This window comes from Synechococcus sp. BA-124 BA4 (assembly GCF_034931165.1).
This window is the reverse complement of the sequence record NZ_JAYGIA010000070.1, coordinates 1-19,652: the sequence shown is the minus strand read 5'-3', so window position 1 is coordinate 19,652 and position 19,652 is coordinate 1. Positions and strand designations below refer to the sequence as shown.

Below are 19,652 nucleotides of genomic sequence, written 5' to 3'. Positions count from 1 at the left end.
GGATCAGGCTTCCATCTTCGGCGTTTGGTGCGGCCCCTTCAGGACGCCATGGGCCAAACGTGCCATGCCCAGGGCCGGCGTCAGGCCCGGACGACTGAACACCGGCAGGCCGATCGCCTGTTGTCGCAGCTGACGCCACTGGGGATTGCGGGCCCCGCCCCCCAGGCTGATCACCCGCCGCAGCCCAGGCGCACCCAACTGAGCGAGGCGCGCCCATCCCTGGGCCTCGATCCGGGCCAGCCCTTCCAGCACCCCCTGCAGGAACAGCGCATCGCTCACGGGCCGGGGCTCCAGGATCGGCAGCAGATCAGGGTCGTCGTGGGGGAAGCGCTCTCCCCTCGCTGGCAGGGGCCTGTAGTGCAGCCCGCTCGGCCTGGAGGTATCGATCTGACGGCTGAGCCGCTCCAGCTCGGCATCGCTGAAGAACTGGCGCAGCACTCCGCCGCCGGCATTGGAGGCACCGCCCACCAGCCAGCGTCCCCCCAGCCGATGGCAGCTGATCCCTGGGGCTTCGATCGGGTCTGCGACGAACTGTTTCAGCACCAGGGTGGTGCCCAGCACCGTGACTCCTTCGCCAGAAGTGGGATCGGCCGCCAGCACGGCGGCGTTGGCATCGGTGCTGCCGGCCACCACCAGGCAGGAGCCCGGCAACCCCAGCGCAGAGGCAGAGCCTGGAGCCAGCGGCCCCAGCGCCAAGCCGCTGGCAACCACCTCTGGCAGCGCTGCCGCCCAGGGTTGCCGGGCCAGGTCTCCCGTCCAGTGCTGCTGTCTGAGGTCCCAGCCCAGCCGCAGGTTGTTGCCTTCCTCGCCCCAGCGCCAGTCGCCCAGCAACCAGCCCATCAGCCAGTCGGCCTGGTGGCGCAGCAGCAGATCTGCGGCCGCCGCGCCCCCCACAGCCGTCGCCTCCCCCGTGAGCGGGCCAAGTAATCTCAGGGCTCTGGCCAGGCTGCCGCTCACGCTGGCGGCAGCGCAGCCGGCAGGCACCAGAGCCGCCAGACGCTCAGCCTGCTCAGGGCAGGCGAGGCTGTAGGCCAGGGCGGGCCCAAGGGGTGTGCCATCGGAGCGGCAGGCCAGCAGGGTGCCGGAGGTGCCATCGAGGCTGATGGCACCCACTTGCTGCCTGAGCTGGATGGGAAGGTCCAGCACCAGCGTGATGAGCCCCTGCCGCCAGCCGTTTGGATCGTCGAAGCTGCTGGGATAGGCCATGGCCCGCTCGGCCAGCACCTTCCCTTCAGCGTCAATCACCGCCAGGCGGATGCCGCTGCTGCCCAGGTCCACCCCCGCTGCCAGGGGGCAGATCAAGGCGCCGCCCCGGCGACTGGCGATGGGGGGGATCAGGCGGCTGGCTGGCCCACGGGAACCCGATCGGCAGTGGCTTGCTGCAGCCGGGCGGCGGCCTCACCCACGTCCTCCCAGGGAAGGTTCAGGTCGGGACGGCCGAAATGGCCGTAGGCAGCCACATCCTGGTAAAAACGGCCGCCCCGCTGACGGGGGAGATCGCGCAGGCCGAAGGTCTCGATGATCGCGCCGGGACGCAGGTCGAAGTGCTCCTGCACCAGGGCCGTGAGGTCGTCGTCGCTGATCTTGCCGGTGCCGGAGCTCTGCACCAGGATGCTCATGGGCTTGGCCACGCCGATCGCATAGCTGAGCTGGACTTCCACCCGCCGGGCCAGACCGGCGGCCACCAGACTCTTGGCCACGTGGCGGGCGGCGTAGGCCGCGGAGCGGTCGACCTTGGTGGGATCCTTGCCGGAGAAGGCCCCGCCACCGTGGCGCGCCGTTCCGCCGTAGGTGTCGACGATGATCTTGCGGCCGGTCAGGCCAGCATCACCCTGGGGGCCGCCCACCACGAACTTGCCGGTGGGATTGACCAGAAAGCGAACCGCAGCGCGTTCGGGTTGCAGCGGCAGATCGGCTGTGGCCGGGATCACCACATGGGTCCAGAGGTCATCGGCGATGCGCTGGCGCAGGCCTGCCTCATCACTGATGCCGTCGATCTCGGCGAGGTGCTGGGTGGAGATCAGCAGGGTGTCGATCGCCACCGGCCGATCGTTCTCGTAGACGACGCTGACCTGGGTCTTCCCATCCGGGAGCAGGTAGGGAAGGGTGTTGTCGTGACGCACGGCGGCCAGCCGGCGGGCCAGGCGGTGGGCCAGGCTGATCGGCAGGGGCATCAGCTCCGGAGTCTCGTCGCAGGCGAAGCCGAACATGATGCCCTGATCGCCCGCTCCCACCAGGTCCAGGGGGTCGCCGTCATGGTCATCGGCCTCATTGACGCCCTGGGCGATGTCGGGCGACTGCTGGTCGAGGGCGATGAGCACTGCACAGCTGTTGGCATCGAAGCCACCGGCTTTGGCGCCGCTGTAGCCGATCGTTTCGATCACGCCCCGCACCAGGCTGGTGATGTCGACGCGGGCCGTGGTGCTCACCTCGCCGGTGACCAGGCAGAGGCCGGTGTTGACGACGCTTTCGCAGGCCACACGGCTGGCAGGATCTGCGCTCAGAAGGGCATCGAGAACGGCATCGCTGATCTGATCACAGATCTTGTCGGGATGGCCCTCGGTGACCGATTCAGATGTGAAGACGTAGCGGCTCATCCCGGCTTGCACCGACCTCAGGATGGCTGAGCTTATCGTCCGGCTCTGCTGATGGGGTCCCCCCGGAGGAAGCGGTCACCTGCAACTCGTGCCAGTGATCCACTCGGGGCAGATGCTCAGGCAGAGGCGGCGTGCTGCTCCAGCCGGCGCTGTAGCCCAGGGCCAGGCTCACCCCTGCCCGCTCGGCCATGCGCAGATCACTTCTGGCATCCCCGATCAGGGCACAGGCTGAGGGGCTGACGCCAAGCCTGGCGCAGAGAGCGTGCACGGCGCCTGGGTCCGGTTTGGCCGGCCGCATGTCGGCGCTCCAGATCTCCCGGAACAGATCAGAGAGCCCGTGGCCGCCCAGGAACCGGTGGATTCCCTCGCTGTCATCGTTGCTGATCACCGCCAGCAGCACTCCGGAGCGGTGCAACTCCAGCAGCAGGGGCCTCACCCCCTCGGAGAGCGGCGCCAGGGGTGCCTCGCCCGGACGGGCCCCGTGGCCCTGGAGGTGCTCACGATCGATGGAGGCGAACACGGTTTCGCTGTGGGCCAGGGCCTCCGGCCAATCCAGGCCCACCTGACAGAAGGCGGTGGCGGTGGAGATCAGGTTGTGATGGCGGCTGGCCACTGCTGTGGTGCCCGCCGGGTGGAGTTGATCCCCCAGCAGGCCATAGGCCCGCTCGAGCAGGCTCTGGAACTGGCGTCGGTCCGCTTCAGGGACAAGCTCCAGGCATGCCTGGAGACGGGCGCGGCTCAGGGTCAGGAGGCCTGGCTCACTCAGGCTGAGGGTGCCGTCCTTGTCGAAGAGGACGGCGGCCACCGATCCCAGGGGCTGACCACGCAGGAGCAGTTCAACCATCGGATCAGTGCAGGAACCCCAGGCTATGGGGTTCAGTCGAGGGTGACGCCCATCGGTTCGTTCTCCTCGGCCTGCTCCAGCAGCATCTGCTTGTAGCGGGCAGCCATTTCCTCGGCCTTGTCGAACACCTTCTGGGGATCGGTGAGCATGTCACCGGGCTCCGGCTCGAGAGCCTTGGTGGAGAGGGAGATGCGACCCCGCTCGGCGTCGAGGTCGATGATCATCACCTTCATCTGATCGTTGACGTTGAGCACGGTGTGTGGGGTCTCGATGTGCTCGTGGCTGATCTCGGAGATGTGCAGCAGACCGCTGACCCCGCCGATGTCGATGAAGGCGCCGTAGGGCTTGATGCCGCGCACGGTGCCGATCACCACCTCGCCCACCTCCAGGCGATTCATCTTGCGCTCCACCAGGGCGCGGCGATGGCTGAGCACCAGGCGGTTGCGCTCCTCGTCCACCTCCAGGAACTTGAGCGGGAGGAAATCGGCGACAAGATCTTCCTTGGGCTTGCGCGTGCTGATGTGGCTGCCCGGGATGAAGCCGCGCAGGCCCTCCACCCGCACCAGGGCGCCGCCGCGGTTGGTGGCGAAGACTTCGCTGTAGATGGTGGCGTCCTCCTTCTGGAGCTGGCGCACCCGTTCCCAGGCCCGCTGGTACTCGATGCGGCGGATCGAGAGGGTGAGCTGGCCGTCCTCGTTCTCCTCGCTGAGGATGAAGAACTCACGGACCTCGCCGGGCTCCAGCACGTCGGAGAGGTTCTCGACCCGGTTGATCGAGACCTCCTGCAGGGGCATGAAGGCGGCGGTCTTGGCGCCGATGTCGATCATGGCGCCCTTGGGCTCCATGGCGAACACGGTGCCGTTCACCACGTCGCCAGGTTTGAAGTTGTAGTCGTACTTGCTGAGCAGGGAGGCGAACTCCTCCAGCGTGAAGCCGGCACCATCGGTGTCGCGGCTTGCGGCGCGGCTGCTGGGATCGTCGGCTGTGGGGACCTCTTCCGGAATGTCGAGGTTCAGGTCAGCCGAGGTCTCGCTCGTCGGATCCAGATCAGTCAGGGCTTCGCCCGTCGGATCCAGTTCGGCCTCGGTGCTGCTGATCTCGGAAGGGGTCACGGTCATGGAAGGGTGGCGGTCTGCCCGGGGCAGAATGAAGGGAGCCGCGTGCCTGCCCGCCGACAGGCGCACGCGATCCACGATCATACAAATCAACCCACCGCTGGGGCTCAGCGCACGGCGGCCAGGGCACCATCTGGGTGCTGGCGGGAGGGACGTCGGCTGAGACCCTCGAGGGTGGCGACGAAGTCGCTGATGCCCTGAAACTGCCTGTAGACCGAGGCGAAGCGCACGTAGGCCACCTCGCTGATTTCGCTGAGCTGCTGCAGAACCAGTTCTCCGATCTCAGCGCTGCTCACCTCCCGGCCGTGGCGTTGCTGCTGGAGTTGCAATTCGATGTCATCAACCACCGATTCCAGCCGTGCCGGCTCAAGACCGGTTTTTTCGCAGGCTCGCACGAGACCGTGCAGCAGTTTGCCGCGGCTGAAGATCTCTCGGGTGCCCGTGCGCTTGATCACCGTGATCGGGACGGTTTCCACCCGTTCGTAGGTGGTGAAACGGAAGTCGCAGTGGAGGCACTCACGCCGCCTCCGCACACTGCGGCCGGCGTCAGCGGATCGGGATTCCAGCACCCGGCTGTCGGTGTGTTGGCAGGAGGGACATTGCATCCCTTGACGACCCATGCGGTTTGGTTAGTGGAAGTGTAGTCAGTAGAGCTCCGAATGAGAAGTGAGGAGTGCCCAGGACTGCGCCGGTGCCGTCGCTGCGATATCCCCTGAGGCAACAGTTTCGGGTGTGACGGGCCTGTTGCTGATGGCTACCGACATGAAAAAGCCCCCGCAGGGGCGGGGGCTTGATGTGTCCACGGGCTCAGAGAGCCGTGGATCTCACTTGCCGATCTTCGGGGGATCGCGGAAGGCGATCGCGAAGAAAAGGGTGGCGATCGCCAGGGTGAGGATGAGGATGTAAGCGAAGCTCTCCATGGAGACTCTCCTGAGTGGGGGCGATCAGCTGAGCTTGGTGCCAGCCGGTGGGACGTAACCCTCGGGTAGACGGCGGGTGCTGCGGTCTCCAAGCTTCTGGAACAGGCCGAACTCCACCTGCTCACCGAGGTCGGGGTCAATGCCGGCGAACACATCCCTGTAGAGGGTGCGGGCGCCGTGCCAGATGTGCCCGAAGAAGAAGAGCAGGGCAAACGTGGCGTGGCCGAAGGTGAACCAGCCGCGGGGTGAGCTGCGGAAGGTGCCGTCTGAGTGGTAAGTCTCGCGGTCGAATTCGAACGCTTCACCGAGCTGGGCCTTGCGGGCCAGCTTCTTGACAGCGGCGGGATCCGTGAAGGTCTGGCCGTTGAGGGCACCGCCGTAAATGGTGGCCGTCACGCCCGTCTGCTCGAAGGAGTAACGGGCTTCGGCCCGTCGGAAGGGAATGTCAGCTCTGACAATGCCCTGGTCATCTTCCAGAACCACAGGGAAGTTCTCGAAGAAGTTGGGCAGGCGGCGCACCTGGAGGTTGCGGCCTTCCTTGTCGGTGAAGCTGATGTGACCCAGCCAGCTGGTGGGAAGTCCGTCGCCGTTGACCATCGGACCGACGCGGAACAGACCCCCCTTGGCCGGGCTGTTGCCGACGTAGTCGAAGAAGGCCAGCTTCTCGGGAATGGACCCATAGGCTTCCTCGGGGGTGGCGCCGTTCTCCAGGGCCGTCTGGACCCTGCGGTTGATCTCCGTGCGGAAATACCCCTGATCCCACTGGTAGCGGGTTGGACCGAACAGCTCGACCGGTGTGGCCGCTGAGCCATACCACATGGTTCCGGCCACAATGAAGGCGGCAAAGAACACGGCGGCGATGGCACTGGCCAGAACCGTTTCGATGTTCCCCATCCTCAGAGCCTTGTAGAGGCGCTCGGGTGGTCGGGTGGTGATGTGGAAGATGCCGGCGATGATGCCCACGATGCCGGCGGCGATGTGGTGGGCCACGATCCCGCCCGGGTTGAAGGGGTTGAACCCTTCAGGTCCCCAGGCGGGTTGCACTTTCTCGAGGTGTCCCGTGAGGCCGTAGGGGTCGGAGACCCACATCCCCGGACCAAAGACGCCGGTGAGGTGAAACGCTCCGAATCCGAAGCAGCCGAGTCCAGCCAGCAGCAGGTGGATGCCGAAGATCTTGGGTAGATCGAGGGCCGGCTCCCCGGTGCGGGGGTCCTGCCAGATCTCCAGATCCCAGTAGGTCCAGTGCCAGATGGCGGCGAGGAAAAGAAGTCCGCTGAAGATGATGTGGGCGGCGGCTACTCCTTCGAAACTCCAGAAGCCAGGGTCGACTCCCGTTTCTCCGGTGATGCTCCAGCCGCTCCAGCTGCCGGTCACACCCAGGCGGGCCATGAATGGCATGACGAACATGCCCTGGCGCCACATCGGGTTGAGCACCGGGTCGGATGGATCAAAAATGGCGAGCTCATAGAGCGCCATGGAGCCGGCCCAGCCGGCGACCAAAGCGGTGTGCATGAGGTGCACGGCCAGCAAGCGGCCCGGGTCGTTGATCACGACCGTGTGCACCCGATACCAGGGCAATCCCATGGGGGTCAGGTCCGGGGTAACTAACAGCTGCCTGTGACGACATGACGTCTGCACAAACAGCGGACGATCAAAAGGATCGTTCCGTGTTGGGGATCGTAAGGGGTTCCCCTGGCCTGCGGGAGCGTTGCCGGGGAGCTGAAACGAGCCGTGACGCGGTATCCGGCCGTTTGCCCTGCCAGCTGTTTACAAAACTCAACCTCAAGGGCCCAGAATGGAGGTCTCCGCCTCTGGTCCCGATGCCCGTGATCCGCTTCGTCCGTGAGGGCCGTGATGTTGAGTGCTACCCCGGCGAAAACCTGCGGGAGGTGGCCCTGCGTGAAGGGTTGGAGCTGTACGGGCTCAAGGGGCAGCTCGGCAACTGCGGGGGCTGCGGTCAGTGCATCACCTGCTTCGTGGATGTGGTGGCTGAAGCCTCTCCGGGCGCGCTGACCCCACGCACCGCCGTGGAGGACCGCAAGCTGCGCAGGCGCCCCGAGGGCTGGCGCCTGGCCTGTCAGGCCCTGGTGCAGCGCTCGCTGGTGGTGCTCACCAGACCTCAGGCGGGTCTCGCGGATCGCGAGGCTCTGCTGGCGGCGGCCAGGGCCGAGCCTCTGGGGGCAGGACCCACGGCCTGGCCCGCGGTGGAGGAGCCGTCTGTGGCTGAACCTGGGGACCCCGAGCCAACCGCTACGGCCGGTGAAGCGGCGGAGGAAGGCTCCATCGGTGGGTGATACGGTCCCCCCACGCCATCCTCAACCCGCCCTAGAGCTCCCATGGAAACCAATGATCTGGGTTTTGTGGCCAGCCTCATGTTCGTGCTGGTTCCGGCTGTGTTCCTGATCGTTCTCTACATCCAGACCAGCAGCCGTGAGCAAGGTTAGGCAGATCCCAGGGCCTCCAAGCCGCCCCTGATCACCGGCCTGCTCGCAGGACCCCAGCCGCCGTCAGCCGTGAGTCACGGTCGACGGCGGCCTTGTCATGAAGCCTTGCTGGGCTCAGCGGGCCGACTCGGGCTCCCGCACCAGCAGCACGGGTGTCGGCGCGTGCACACGGATGTAGTCACTCACTGAGCTTCCCAGCAGCCGGTCGATGTCGACCAGGCTCTTGGCCACCAGGGGTCTGCGGTCCTGGGAGGCGATCACGAGGAGATCGGCCTTGAGTTCGTCGGCCATCGCACAGACCCCGCGGCCCACGTCGCCGGTGCCATGGACGCCTTTGAGCTCAACACCCAGCGAGCGAGCCCGCTGAACCGCTTTCTCGATCACGAGGTCGGCTGGGCTTCTGCCCCCGCGGCTGGGCTGAATGTCCTGGCGGGAGATGTGCACGCCCGTGAGGGTGCCCCCGGGGATCTCCCGCACCAGTTCACAGGCGATTCTGAGGGCATCGTCACCCACGCCTGTGCCGTCGAGGGTCACCATCACCCGGTTCACGTGGCGCACGTAGAGGTCGTCGCGCACCAGCAACATCGGCCGCGTCGAGAGCTGGAAGACGTACTGGCTGGAGCTGTTGGCCAGGATCGACTGAAGCCGTCCCAGTCCCCTCGATCCCATCAGGATCAGATCGGCATCAAGCTCGTCGGCCACCTTGAGAACGGTCTGCTTGGTGTCGCCCTGGCGGATGATCGCGTTGACATCGGAAGGATCCAGGCCAAGCTGCTGGATGGCGTCGGCCACGATGCCGGCCGCCTTCTGCATGTGCTGCTGGAAATCCTCCCCTGCCTGCTCGGGCACCACGTGCAGCAGGTTGAGCCTGGCCTGGCGGAATGCCGGGAGTTCGCGCAGCATGCGCACCATCTCTTCGACGTGGCCCTTGCCGGAATCGGCGATCAGCAGATTGCGGAACACGAGGCTGTCGCGGCTCTCCGGCAGCCTATGGCCTGCATCTGGCAGGTCGAGCCGTGGCGGGAGAGGCTGTAATGGAGTGGCAAGAGGGGGGATGCAGCTGGCTGCTGCGGCGACGGGTCCTGCCTCAGCACACCGATCACGGCGGCGTGATGTGGCACGGCGCCTATCTCGCCTGGCTGGAGGAAGCCCGGGTGGAGGCCCTGGCCGCGGCGGGGCTTCCCTATGCCGCTTTGTCGGCCCTGGGCCTTGAGCTGCCGGTGCTGACGCTGCAGATCGACTATCGCCAGGCCGTGGGCCATGGCGAACTGGTGGACCTGCGCAGCCAGGCCCAGCCCCGTCGGGGCCTGCGGCTGCCCTGGATCAGCCGCTTCACGCTCAGTGGCGGGCAGCTGGCGGCGGAAGCGCGGGTGGAGCTGGCGCTGGTGCGGCGCCAGGGAGCGGGCCTTCAGCTGGTGCGCCGCTATCCGCCGGAGCTGGAGAGCGCGCTCCAGCGGCTGCTCGACGGGCCTGCTGGAACGTGCTAGTACATCTGTACTGAAGAGCCTGGTCATGGGTGAGCTGGTGTCGCTGTCCTTGGCGTGTCGATCCCGGGGTGGAGCCGTCTCCGCGTCCGCTGTCACCGAAAGAGGTTCCCTTCCGGAGCCCATGGATCGCCCCGGTCCGTTCAGCTCCGGCCTCGATCGGGGCCCTGGCCCGGGCTGGGCTGAACGGAGGCTGTGGTGGCTGCTCTGGAGCCGTTGTCCAGGCCTGGGCTGGCGCCGCCTGGGCCAGCTGGAGCGAGCCTGTGGCGGGCTGGCGGCAGCCTGGACGGCCAGCGGCGCCGAGCTGTCCCGCCTGAGCGGTTTCGGACCTGGCGTGCTGGCCAGCATCGAGGTTCACCGCCAGTGCTGGGGCCAGGATCCACTGGGAGCGGGAGGCTGGCCTGCCCAGGCTCCACGGCGGGTGCTCGTGCCGGGTGACCCTGCCCGCCCTGCCTCCCTGAATCAGCTCGAGCGGCCGCCGCTGGTCCTCCACTGGACGGGCCGAGGATCCCTCTGGGCACCCCTGCGGTGTCGTCAGGCGATCGCGGTGGTCGGCACCCGCCGACCCTCGGTGCACGGGGTGGCCATGGCCGAAGCGCTGGGCGCCGCCCTGGCCGAAGCCGGCTGGCCCGTGGTCAGTGGCCTGGCGGAGGGCATCGACGCCGCGGTGCACCGCGGATGCCTCGACTGGGGCGGACGGCCCGTCGGTGTGCTCGGCACCCCGCTCGATCGTGTCTATCCGCACCATCACCAGGCCCTTCAGGCGGCCGTGGCCCGCCATGGTCTGCTGGTGAGCGAGCACACCCGGGGCACTCCCGTGCGGCGGGGCCATTTCGCCGCCCGCAATCGTCTTCAGGTGGCGCTGGCCCAGGCGGTTGTGGTCGTGGAATGTCCCGAGTCGAGTGGGGCGCTCCATTCCGCCGCCCTGGCCTGGGAGCAGGGGCTGCCGCTCTGGGTGGTGCCCGCCGACGCCGGCAAGGGCTCCGCCCTGGGCAGCAATCGCCTGCTGTCCCAGGGGGCGAGTCCGCTGCTGGCGGCCTCGGATCTGATCGCTCAGCTGGGCCCTGGCCCCCTGGTCCGCCCTGAAGCCACCTCCACGGTGGCCAGCTCCTTTCCCGCCGGACCTGCTGAAGCGCCGGATCAGGCCCTGCTGGACGCCCTGGGCCATGGGGCATCTCTGGAGCAGCTGGCCCAGGCCCTGGGCCGGCCTGGGGCTGAGCTGGCCACCCAGTTGCTGCATCTGGAGCTGGCGGGCCGCGTGCGCGCGGAACCGGGTCTTCGCTGGCGCCCTGCCTCGGGCTCCTCTGTCTAAGTTTGGGCCATGGCTGCCTCCAGGCCCTTCCCCAGTGCTTCGCCCGGGCTCACTCCTGCCGGCCCGGACCCTTCTGCCCCAGGTCAGCTGATCCCGGGCTCCGAGCTGCTGGCCTGGCGGCGGCAGCGCCTGGGGGAAGGGGGCTGCCCCGCCGATCTCGACTGGCTGCTCGACCTCGGTGCCGGTCTGCGCTGGACCCAGCTGCAGCGGGTCTGGCTCGATCCGGCCTCAGCCGTGCCGCTGCAGACCGGCCTGGGTGAGCTCACCGTTCTCTGGCGGCAGCATCTGGAGTGCCAGATCCCGCTTCAGTACCTGGTGGGTGTGTGTCCCTGGCGGGAGTTCTCCCTGGCGGTGTCGCCGGCTGTGCTCATTCCACGCCAGGAAACCGAAGTGCTGGCCGATCTGGCTCTCGATCTGGCCCCGGCCCTGCCAAGCCCGGTCCACAGGCCACTGACCTGGGCCGATCTCGGCACCGGATCGGGCTGCCTGGCGCTGGCCCTGGCCCAGGCCCTCCCGCAGGCCCGAGGGGTGGCGGTGGATCGCTGCCCGCAGGCGCTGGCCCTGGCGCGGATCAATCTCAGGCAGGCCGGTCTCCAGGATCGGGTCACGCTGCACCTCGGCCAGTGGTGGGAGCCCCTGCGCTCCCACTGGGGTGAGCTGGACCTGGTCGTGAGCAACCCCCCTTACATCCCCACGGCCCTGCTGGCCGATCTCGAGCCGGTGGTGCGCTGCCATGAGCCTCTCCTCGCCCTCGACGGCGGGACTGACGGCCTGGACCCCATCCGAAGCATCGCCGAAGAGGCTCCTCGTGCCCTGGCCCCGGGGGGGTGGCTGCTTCTGGAGCATCACCACGATCAGGCCGATCGCGTGCGCGGGCTGCTCCACGCCGCCGGGCTGGAGCGGGTGGAATCGCAGCGCGACCTGGAGGGACAGTGGCGCTTCACGCTGTCCCGTCGCTGCCGCGGATGACCAGCACTTTCGACCACCAGCCGATCCACCCGTCCGGCAGTCAGCCTCCCCTCGGCATGGATCCTTTGTCCCTGGCCGAGCGGCTCTGCGCCGGTTCGGCAGCCCTGTTCCCCACCGATACCGTTCCAGCCCTGGCCGCCCGGCCTGAGTTCGCGCAGCAGCTCTGGGCTCTGAAACATCGCCCCAGCGCCAAGCCTCTGATCCTGATGGCGGCGGATCCTGATCCCCTCTTTGCGGCACTGGGTCTGGAGGTGCGCCAGGAATGGCAAGCCATGGCCGCCCGCTGGTGGCCTGGTGCCCTCACCCTGGTGCTGCCGGCCCTTGGCCCTCGGGTAGCGGAGCTCCATCCTGGCGCTGAGCCAGGGGGCGCCAGCCTTGGGTTGAGAATTCCAGCCTGTGGACCTGCCCTGGACCTGCTTCGTCTCACGGGCCCCCTGGCCACCACCAGCGCCAACCTTTCGGGGGAGCCGGCCTGCCTCAGTGCCACCGAGGCGGCGCTGACGTTTCCGGATCTGCCCCTGCTCGCTCCTCTGCCCTGGCCAACTCCTGGCGGAGCGGCCAGCACCGTTCTGGCCTGGACGGCGACAGGCGAGTGGCGGGTTCTGCGTGCTGGTGCTGTGATGCCCTCAGGTTGTCTGCCCTGAGCCCGTCATGCTCTGGCTCGCTCTGATTCTGGTGGCGCTGATGAGCCTCAGCCACGCCCTGCTCGAGCCTCTGCTGGTCTGGGGCACCCCCCTGTTCGAGCTGCGCGGCTGGTTCTGGATCGCACTGGGCCTGCTTGGATTCCTGCTGGCCGGGCGGAAGGCCTGAACCTGAATCGCCCGCCTTCCTCCCGGCCACGGCGGAGCCTGGACTCCGTCTGTCGCGGCCCGCGCACCGGCGCGATTGATGAACCGCAACGCCATGCAATCCAGGTGGTCAACGCGCTTAAAAAAACTAAATCTGCGGCCAGATCACGCTGTTCGTGATGCCCCGGTCTGTGACAGGTTGCAAAACTTTTCCTGGGTACCCTTCTGACGCGGAGATGGCTTAATCAGTATAGCGGGGTGACTCCAGGAGGCTTTTGGCGTGATCATCACTGACTTCACTCCTGATGAGGAGAATGTCGCTGCCGGTGAAGGTGTCACTGACCCTGAATTTGATCAGGACACCTCCCAGGTCTGCTGGCAGGACAAGGCGGGCCGGCTCTGGGTGGCTCCGGTGGATCCCGTCACCGGAGACATCCAGCTGGAGGACAAGGTGCTGCTGGACGTTGGGCTGGCTCCGATCGCAGACCAGGGGGACGCCGCCACCGGAAATGGGCCTGAGTGGATCGTGAGCGAGACTGGTTCGGACATTCTCTACACCAAGGCCATTTCCGAGGACCCGAGTACCTGGGAGGTCTGGAGTGCCAGCCGGAATGGGACCGAATGGGAGACCCAGTTCCTTGTAACCGGAGGGAGCCCCAATGGCAGCACTGCAGCAGGGGACACTGATCCCAAATTCATCTTCCGACAGGCTGACGATCAGGGAGGGTTTGATCTGCTCTGGTACGACTACGACACGGGAGACACCGGTCTGGTCACCTCGGAGCGAACCAAGGGTGCCCGTTGGGTGAATGATGAGAGCGATCAGCTCGTCTTTGCTCAGGAGGTAGACGGAATTCGGCAGGTCTTTCTATACGATGTGGATCTCGACAGCACCACCCAGCTGACCTTCGGAGGAACCGATAAATCCAGGCCATGGATCTGGGAGGCGCCAGAGCGCGATGGTGGTCTTGTCCTCATGACCCTTGAGGACGGTCAATCTCCTCAGACCCTCGGAATCTATGTGGAGTCTGGCGGCACCTGGTCCAAGGCTCTTGAGTTAAGCCCCCCCACAGGCAGAGAACTCATCTATTCCCCGGAGCCTTTTGTCTATGACGGTCGTTCCGGGATCTCTTTCGTGGCCAAGGATGAGCTCAGTGTCCAGGCGGAATCGGAAGTCTGGCTGGCAGGTCTTAGCCCTTCAGGGCCTGTGTATCGCCAAGTCAGCGAGCCCACAACCCGGGCTCGAAACGATCCAGAAACATTTGCCACTGAAGAGGGCCTGGTTGTTTATTATAATGTGCAAAGTGTCAGGCTATTTGATAATACTCCTCCCAGTCTCTTCCGGGCCTCGACAGGAGTCGTGGCGGATCCGGATCCAGCGGTTGCGGTGGAGTCCGAGTCGTCGACCCTGAAACTCAGCACCAGGGAACAGTCGTCCGAACAGTCGTCTTCTGTGCTGAGGGACTTCACTTGGATCGCTCTGCCGATGGATCAGGGTCAGCAGGGCTGGTCGGTCTCGGAGACGTGGGAGGACCTCATGCATCAGGGCGGCAGCTCCATGGTCGAGACCGGTTCCGAGGAGAACGTTCTGATCAGCTCGACCGGAAGCCTCGATGGGGCCAGTGCGATGTGGTATGACCAGCAGGTGGAGGGGTATCAGGTTGCCGGTCTTTCCCAGGGGGCCGGTGAAAGCGCTTCCGCGTCCGATGAACCGTTGGATTCTCAGTGGTTCCTGCAGACGTGGGTTGAGGCCTGAAGGCTCCAGCCTGCACGGAGGCGATCAGAGCAGTCCGCGATAGCGCACGAACAGCTGCAGCATCGACCACGACCCCAGGGCCACCTTGATCGCCACCAGGACGTTGAGCAGCGGGATCCAGCCACCACTGGCCAGGCTGCCGAAGGATCCCGGCTGCAGCCTCAGTCCTTCGAGGCTCAGCAGGGCGAGGACCAGAAAGGTGATCACCGCCAGCTTCTCCCAGGTTTCGGCGTGGAGGCGCGCGTAGAGGGCTTCGGTGTGCTCCGCTGAACCGCTGACCACAAGCAGGCCGATGGCGGTGCCGCCCGCCACTCCGGCGGCGAATCCACCTCCTGGCGAGAGATGACCCCTCACGGCCAGCTCCACCGCCACAAGAGCGCTGACCGTGGCCCCGAGCTGACAGAGCACGATCGAGGGGGGGTCGTCCATGGCCCTGATGCGTTGGGCCGGCCTCTCCCCGCTGAGCAGCTGCTTGACGCCGAGCGCTGCAAGACTGAAGACGATCACCTCCCCGATGGTGTCGTAGAGGCGCACATCCAGGATGATTCCTGACACCACATTGGGCACGGCACTGAACTCGGCGATCGCCTGCACCACCCCCGAGGTGGCGGCCGATCGTGTCCCATCGCCGAGGGGAAGTCCGCAGACGAAGACTGCTGCCAGCAGGTAGAGGATCCTCACGCTTGTCCCCTTCCAGGGGGAGTTGCCCCTTCATCCGAGAGGGCCACCAGCTCGCCCCCCGTGGCCCGCCAGTCCCCGGCTCCAGAGAGACTGTCGAGCTGAGCCAGCAGCCGTGGGGACTCGATCCGCAGCTGGCCCTCCGGGCTCAGCCACCCATGGGGGTCGTCCTCAACCAGTTCGAGTCTCAGGTAGGCCTGCTGCATCCACTGCTCCAGAAGAGCCCGGCGGCTGTCGTCGAGCTGGCTTCCGTCCACAAGCGTGAGACGGAACACCATCGAGGATCGCAGGGCTATGGCGTAGAGCGTGGTGGAGAGCAGGGTCCCCACGAGCGCTTCCGTCAAAGCCACATCCGCCGCACCGAGCAGGGCGTAGATGAGCGTGGCGACAGCGCCGAGGATGCCGCGAAGGACAAGGGTCTGGTAGGGACTCCGCTGCAGGATCAGCAGGACGGCTGTCAGCGGGAGCAGGGCTGCGATCGGCAGCAGCAGGGCCAGAGAATCGTTCAAGGCTGGGACCCGGGTCTGCGGGAGCAGAACGCCAGCACGTAGCCGAACAAGGTGTTCCAGATCACCAGTGAGATCAGGGCGAGGCTGAGCACGGTCCATTCCTGGGGTTGCCGCAGCAGCAGCCCCAGCACGATCAGTGCCGAGCCGAGGGTGTCCGCCACCGAGAGGGCGTGCAGCTTCGCCAGGTAGCTGCTCCGCCCCAGGAGGGGCCAGGTGCCCAGCAGCCAGAACAGCAGCCCTGATCCAAGCAGCAGGGCGCTCAACACAGGAATCAGCCGCAGAGTCATGAAGGTGGACGTCATCACGCGTCGAGTTCCCTCAGCAGGTTGGCCAGCAGCATCACCCCGGCGTTGCCCACGCTGAGCACGATCACTCCCACCACCCCGATCATCCGGTCGCCGCGGACCACATCGAACACCAGCATCAGGATGGACACCTTGGTCGAGATGCTGGCGAAGGCGGCCAGCCGGTGCCAGAGATCGGGCTTACGCAGCACCACGAACACGGGCATCAGCAGGGCGAGCACCATCAGGTAGACCAGCAGCGTCACCGTGGAACTCTCCGTTCCAGTCTGTGGACGAGGTAGGAGCCGTCGGAGAGCCTGCCGAGCGCGATGGTCAGGGGAGTCAGAGTGATGTGAAACACCTCGAGAAACATAACCAGAGCTGAGCGGCTGCCCGAGCCGGGCATGATCACCAGCCGTTCGCTGCGGTGGGGCCGGACGATCAGCTGCAGAGCCTCCCCATAGGCCGAGGGCACAGCCCGCAGCACCCTCCAGAGTGAACCCAGCAGCACAGTGGGGTCCTCCACGCTGACCTTGGACCGCGGCAGCAGCAGGGCGAGAGTGAGGCCGGCCAGCAGGTTGAAACGGCTGAAATCTGAGGTGAGCAGCAGCCAGATGCCCAGGCGGAAGCCGGTGCCGAGCATCCAGACAGCTGATAGTTGCCAGTGCCGCCGGGCTCCCCTCATGCCGCCAGCCTCAGGAAAAGCACCAGACCTGTTCCCACGATCCCCATGCCGCCGATCAGGTCATCGAAACCTTCCAGGTCGGGCAGCGCGACGACCGCTCTCCAGGGGGTCAGCAGACGATGCACGATCCACCCGGCTCCAAGAACGGCGATCGCCTTGAGCAGGGCTTCGGCGGAGAAGGCGACCGCCCATGGAATCTGATCGGTGGCCAGGATTCCGAGGCCGTTGGAGAGCATCAGGGCCAGGATCAACAGGGTGACTCCTCCTCCGGAAGGGGCGTTGGAGGAGGCCTGGTGGGTGGACCAGGCCAGGGGACTTTCCCACAACCTGGCGTAGACCGCGGCTGTGCCGACCGAGAGGCCCATCACCAGGAGTGCCACTCCACCGGTCAGCCGGGCCTGAAGCAGATCCTTGGCCAGATAGCCCACCAGCAACGGGCAGCCCGCGATGGAGAGACTGGCCAGTTGCATCGGTAGCCACACCCCGGTCGGAAGGGGAGTCTGAGACCAGCTGTCCAGCCGGCGGCTGGGAAAGCGCCGTGCCACAAGGAAGAGGCTGGCTTTCGCCACCCCGTGGCCGAGGGCGAAGAGGCCGGCGGTGGCCGGCGAGAGCACCACCAGCCCCATCTGGGACACCGTGCTCCAGGCCAGCAGGCGCTTCACGTCCGTTTCCAGAAGGGCGAAGATCAGGCCGAGCAGGGCGCTGGCCAGTCCGAACCAGAGCACCGTGCTGGCCAGCGGAGAGGAGAAGGTGCTGACCCTGACCAGCGGTGCCGCTCCCGCCGTGATGACCACCCCCGAGAGCAGGGCCGAGACTTCCGCGGGCGCCTCCGCATGGGTCCGAGGCAGCCAGAGCCCCGAGAGGAACAGCCCTGACTTGGTGAGCAGGCCGATCAGCAGCAGAGCCAGGGCTCCGACCGGAGCTGTGCCCAGACTCTCGAATGCAAAGGATCCGCTGCCCCGGAAGATCTCCGCGGCACCGATCAGATAGAAGAGCAGGGCTGTGCTGCCCACCAGCAGGTAGCGCAGCGCGATCCAGATCGTTTTCAGAGTGCGGGGTTCGGAGATCAGCAGGAAGGAGGCGATGCCCACGACCTCCAGGGCCACGTAGAGGCTGATCAGATCGTGACAAACCAGTGCGGAATTGATGCCACCGTGCAACAACAACAGCACCAGCCAGAATGATCCCGTTCGCTGGCGACTGCGGCTCTCGAGCACCACCGCACCGCAGACCAGCGCATTGAGCAGCAGGAACGGTGCACTGAAGCCGTCCAGCAGCAGCGAAACTCCATAACGGCCACTCAGAAGCAGGGCCAGAGGCAGGGCGGTCGAGGCGGTGGCCAGCCCTGCCAGCAGCGAGAGGGTGCACATGCCCAGGCTCAGGGCCCAGCCGAACCGCGGCAGCAGGATGGCAGCGAAGGCGAGCAGGAAGGGCAGCAGCAACCAGGCGATCGCCAGCGAGGTCATCGGCCGGCGGCCTCTTCCAGGTCAGCAGTCTGAAGCATGGGCTCACGGCGGGAGAGCTGGGTGATCACCACCAGCAGCAGGGCCTGCACGGAGAATCCGATCACGATGGCGGTTAAAATCACAGCCTGAGGCACGGGATCGGCGAACGCAAGGCTGAAGGAGGCGGCTTCAGAGGGACTGGCCAGAATCGGTGTGCGTAGTCCCTCCCGTGCTGCCACCAGCACGAAGAAGCTGATCACCCCGGTGCTCATCACATCCAGACAGAGCACTTTGAGAAAGAGGTTGCGGCGCAACAGTAAGCCGATGAAGCCGCCTAGTGCCGTGAGCAGGAACAGACCCTGAAAGATCCATGCGGAGGTGACGGTTGGCACGAGGAGTGGTGTCGAGTGCTGGTGAAGAGTCCGGACTGTACCTGTCGGAGACCGATCCTTCCCTGAGGCCGAGGAACGGTTCTCTGCTGCCACGAATCGTGTCGGGCCGGGAGCGCTCGATCCTCATGGGCCTGACGGATGTCCTTTCCGTCAGGAGGCATGCTTGGAAGGTCCTGATCGTACCGGAACTTGGGTCTTCTCCATGGGGCGTGGCTGTCTGTCTGCCTTTCCTGGACGCCGAACTGCCTGCAGGTGATGGTTTTCCGGCTGGAAGGAAGCTTGTATGACAAGTCAGTGACTAGCCGTTCTCTGATGCACAAGAGCCTGGCGATCTGGATGGGGCCCTTCCTTTCCTGACCTGGTCGATTCTGTCACCGGTTGAAGCCAGACCGGAGAGCCGGCTGTGTGAGCTGGGCCCCACGTCATCTGAGCAGGAGCCTTCATCAATTCAGGTTGATCCCGCCGGCGCCGGGACTGCAGCGGTGCCCAGGATTCAGCCGAGATTCATGGGGCAGTTCAGCACAGGTCCTGGGCTCGGCTATGAGAGCTCGTTCGGCAGTCTGTAGGCACTGTTCCCCTTGTTTCAGCTTCCAGGTCAATTTCTGGGGTTCACGGAAGCCCGCCTGAACTTCACCACGCTTGATGCCAACCTTGGAGGTAAGGTTGTTTTTGACTGCCGACACTATTCGTCAGATCAAGATATTGTCTATGGCGCTTGCGCTGGATATGACATCCGTGATACGGGTGCCTCCACGTTCTCGCAGTTGGGAGGCGGAGTTGAGCTGCTGGGGTCGAACTGGGACGTTCGCCTCAATGGCTATCTGCCAATCGGCGAAACAAGAAACTTGATTTTCAGTCAGAGAGCAAACCTGGGTACAACGCTGGATGGGCTGAACTTCGAGAGAAATCTGTTACTGGCCACCATGAAGTCCACCACGCAAATCGATAAGGTCTACGAGTCTGCCCTGGCGGGACTGGATCTGGAAGCAGGCGCCAGGCTGCTGAGTTGGGGGAATGGAGATCTCAGAGGATTTGTTGGTGGCTACTACTATGATTGACAGGAGTCGATGCCTTCCCTGGATTTCGCTCTTGCATGGCCGTGCGTCAGGGAGACACCTTCTCCGGGGGCCTGGAATACACGACGGATGAGCGTCTCGGCTCCCGCTTCACTGTCACTGCAGGCATCAGTTTTGGCGGCGCCAGGGACCGTGGTGTGGATCGCCGTGTCGATGCTCTGGTAACGCGTTTGCAGTCTCCAGTGCAGCGTCAATCCAATATTGTCGTCGATGAGCAGAACTAACGTGGGACTCCTGAAAAACGGCCGACTCCATATCTCGCCGTAACGGGCGTCTGAGCTGGACTTGTGCAGGCTATGCCCACGTCTATGCGGTGACTGGCCAATCGTTCCAGCTTTCGTCGGTAAAGGCCCA

At 65.7% G+C, this 19,652-nt stretch carries 25 protein-coding genes; 10 read left to right on the top strand and 15 right to left on the bottom strand.

Going from position 1 to position 19,652, the window contains the following annotated elements; all coding sequences use genetic code 11:
• Positions 1–3: 3 nt before the first annotated feature.
• From VB734_RS08820 to psbB, 7 genes are all read right to left on the bottom strand, one after another.
• Positions 4–1,326 carry an FGGY-family carbohydrate kinase gene (locus VB734_RS08820; RefSeq protein WP_322782644.1) on the bottom strand — a complete coding sequence of 441 codons (1,323 nt, stop codon included), beginning with the start codon at positions 1,324–1,326 and terminating at the stop codon, positions 4–6.
• An 8-nt stretch (positions 1,327–1,334) separates the two neighbouring features.
• Positions 1,335–2,597 (bottom strand): methionine adenosyltransferase, encoded by a 1,263-nt coding sequence (gene metK, locus VB734_RS08815; protein WP_322782345.1) that lies wholly within the window; start codon positions 2,595–2,597, stop codon positions 1,335–1,337.
• Positions 2,572–3,441 (bottom strand): HAD-IA family hydrolase, encoded by an 870-nt coding sequence (locus VB734_RS08810; protein WP_322782346.1) that lies wholly within the window; start codon positions 3,439–3,441, stop codon positions 2,572–2,574. The genes metK and VB734_RS08810 overlap by 26 nt, the downstream gene beginning before the upstream one ends.
• Positions 3,442–3,473: 32 nt before the next feature.
• On the bottom strand, positions 3,474–4,559 hold the full coding sequence (locus VB734_RS08805) for a 30S ribosomal protein S1 (protein WP_197162240.1): 1,086 nt from the start codon (positions 4,557–4,559) through the stop codon (positions 3,474–3,476).
• A 104-nt stretch (positions 4,560–4,663) separates the two neighbouring features.
• Positions 4,664–5,161, bottom strand: coding sequence for a transcriptional regulator NrdR (gene nrdR / locus VB734_RS08800; protein WP_197162241.1), 498 nt, complete (start codon positions 5,159–5,161; stop codon positions 4,664–4,666).
• A 219-nt stretch (positions 5,162–5,380) separates the two neighbouring features.
• Positions 5,381–5,476 carry a photosystem II reaction center protein T gene (locus VB734_RS08795; RefSeq protein WP_006042122.1) on the bottom strand — a complete coding sequence of 32 codons (96 nt, stop codon included), beginning with the start codon at positions 5,474–5,476 and terminating at the stop codon, positions 5,381–5,383.
• 24 nt (positions 5,477–5,500) lie between these two features.
• Positions 5,501–7,060 (bottom strand): photosystem II chlorophyll-binding protein CP47, encoded by a 1,560-nt coding sequence (gene psbB, locus VB734_RS08790; protein ID WP_197162242.1) that lies wholly within the window; start codon positions 7,058–7,060, stop codon positions 5,501–5,503.
• A 236-nt stretch (positions 7,061–7,296) separates the two neighbouring features.
• Here psbB and VB734_RS08785 point away from each other — a divergent pair, with 236 nt between their 5' ends.
• The gene (locus VB734_RS08785) at positions 7,297–7,770 is read left to right on the top strand and encodes a 2Fe-2S iron-sulfur cluster-binding protein (RefSeq protein WP_197162243.1); all 474 of its coding nucleotides are present in this window, start codon (positions 7,297–7,299) and stop codon (positions 7,768–7,770) included.
• 42 nt (positions 7,771–7,812) lie between these two features.
• Positions 7,813–7,920, top strand: coding sequence for a photosystem II reaction center protein PsbM (gene psbM, locus VB734_RS08780; protein ID WP_006173432.1), 108 nt, complete (start codon positions 7,813–7,815; stop codon positions 7,918–7,920).
• Positions 7,921–8,034: 114 nt separating this feature from the next.
• Here the strand turns inward: psbM and VB734_RS08775 are convergent, their stop codons facing one another.
• On the bottom strand, positions 8,035–8,883 hold the full coding sequence (locus VB734_RS08775) for a universal stress protein (RefSeq protein WP_197162245.1): 849 nt from the start codon (positions 8,881–8,883) through the stop codon (positions 8,035–8,037).
• Positions 8,884–8,954: 71 nt separating this feature from the next.
• Between VB734_RS08775 and VB734_RS08770 the strand changes: the two genes are divergently transcribed.
• From VB734_RS08770 to VB734_RS08745, 6 genes are all read left to right on the top strand, one after another.
• Entirely contained in the window at positions 8,955–9,407 is a 453-nt protein-coding gene (locus VB734_RS08770; protein WP_197162246.1) for an acyl-CoA thioesterase, read from the top strand.
• A gap of 121 nt (positions 9,408–9,528) precedes the next feature.
• Entirely contained in the window at positions 9,529–10,716 is a 1,188-nt protein-coding gene (locus VB734_RS08765) for a DNA-processing protein DprA (RefSeq protein WP_197162247.1), read from the top strand.
• 9 nt (positions 10,717–10,725) lie between these two features.
• Positions 10,726–11,685, top strand: a complete 960-nt coding sequence (gene prmC, locus VB734_RS08760) for a peptide chain release factor N(5)-glutamine methyltransferase (protein ID WP_197162248.1) — start codon at positions 10,726–10,728, stop codon at positions 11,683–11,685.
• Complete coding sequence (locus tag VB734_RS08755) at positions 11,682–12,329, top strand: L-threonylcarbamoyladenylate synthase (protein WP_231594576.1); 648 nt, start codon at positions 11,682–11,684, stop codon at positions 12,327–12,329. Before prmC ends, VB734_RS08755 begins: the two co-directional genes overlap by 4 nt.
• 7 nt (positions 12,330–12,336) lie before the next feature.
• Complete coding sequence (locus tag VB734_RS08750) at positions 12,337–12,495, top strand: hypothetical protein (protein ID WP_322782347.1); 159 nt, start codon at positions 12,337–12,339, stop codon at positions 12,493–12,495.
• Between the two features lie 390 nt (positions 12,496–12,885).
• On the top strand, positions 12,886–14,229 hold the full coding sequence (locus tag VB734_RS08745; RefSeq protein ID WP_323243250.1) for a hypothetical protein: 1,344 nt from the start codon (positions 12,886–12,888) through the stop codon (positions 14,227–14,229).
• A 24-nt stretch (positions 14,230–14,253) separates the two neighbouring features.
• Here VB734_RS08745 and VB734_RS08740 read toward each other — a convergent pair whose 3' ends face one another.
• The 7 genes from VB734_RS08740 to VB734_RS08710 are packed head-to-tail and all read right to left on the bottom strand — an operon-like array spanning position 14,254 to position 18,222.
• Entirely contained in the window at positions 14,254–14,910 is a 657-nt protein-coding gene (locus tag VB734_RS08740; RefSeq protein ID WP_197162251.1) for a Na(+)/H(+) antiporter subunit B, read from the bottom strand.
• Positions 14,907–15,416, bottom strand: coding sequence for a hydrogenase subunit MbhD domain-containing protein (locus tag VB734_RS08735; RefSeq protein WP_322782349.1), 510 nt, complete (start codon positions 15,414–15,416; stop codon positions 14,907–14,909). The genes VB734_RS08740 and VB734_RS08735 overlap by 4 nt, the downstream gene beginning before the upstream one ends.
• On the bottom strand, positions 15,413–15,718 hold the full coding sequence (locus VB734_RS08730; RefSeq protein WP_322782350.1) for a monovalent cation/H(+) antiporter subunit G: 306 nt from the start codon (positions 15,716–15,718) through the stop codon (positions 15,413–15,415). Before VB734_RS08730 ends, VB734_RS08735 begins: the two co-directional genes overlap by 4 nt.
• Positions 15,718–15,966, bottom strand: a complete 249-nt coding sequence (locus VB734_RS08725) for a hypothetical protein (protein ID WP_197162253.1) — start codon at positions 15,964–15,966, stop codon at positions 15,718–15,720. Before VB734_RS08725 ends, VB734_RS08730 begins: the two co-directional genes overlap by 1 nt.
• Positions 15,963–16,343: a cation:proton antiporter gene (locus tag VB734_RS08720; protein ID WP_322782351.1), complete on the bottom strand. Its 381-nt coding sequence runs from the start codon at positions 16,341–16,343 to the stop codon at positions 15,963–15,965. Before VB734_RS08720 ends, VB734_RS08725 begins: the two co-directional genes overlap by 4 nt.
• Positions 16,344–16,381: 38 nt before the next feature.
• Entirely contained in the window at positions 16,382–17,851 is a 1,470-nt protein-coding gene (locus VB734_RS08715) for a proton-conducting transporter membrane subunit (RefSeq protein WP_322782352.1), read from the bottom strand.
• Complete coding sequence (locus VB734_RS08710; RefSeq protein ID WP_231594582.1) at positions 17,848–18,222, bottom strand: cation:proton antiporter subunit C; 375 nt, start codon at positions 18,220–18,222, stop codon at positions 17,848–17,850. Before VB734_RS08710 ends, VB734_RS08715 begins: the two co-directional genes overlap by 4 nt.
• A gap of 578 nt (positions 18,223–18,800) precedes the next feature.
• Between VB734_RS08710 and VB734_RS08705 the strand changes: the two genes are divergently transcribed.
• A complete protein-coding gene (locus tag VB734_RS08705; protein WP_322782353.1) occupies positions 18,801–19,280 on the top strand; it encodes a hypothetical protein in 480 nt (159 codons plus the stop codon).
• Positions 19,281–19,315: 35 nt separating this feature from the next.
• Positions 19,316–19,522 (top strand): hypothetical protein, encoded by a 207-nt coding sequence (locus tag VB734_RS08700; RefSeq protein ID WP_322782354.1) that lies wholly within the window; start codon positions 19,316–19,318, stop codon positions 19,520–19,522.
• The last annotated feature ends 130 nt before the right edge of the window (positions 19,523–19,652 follow it).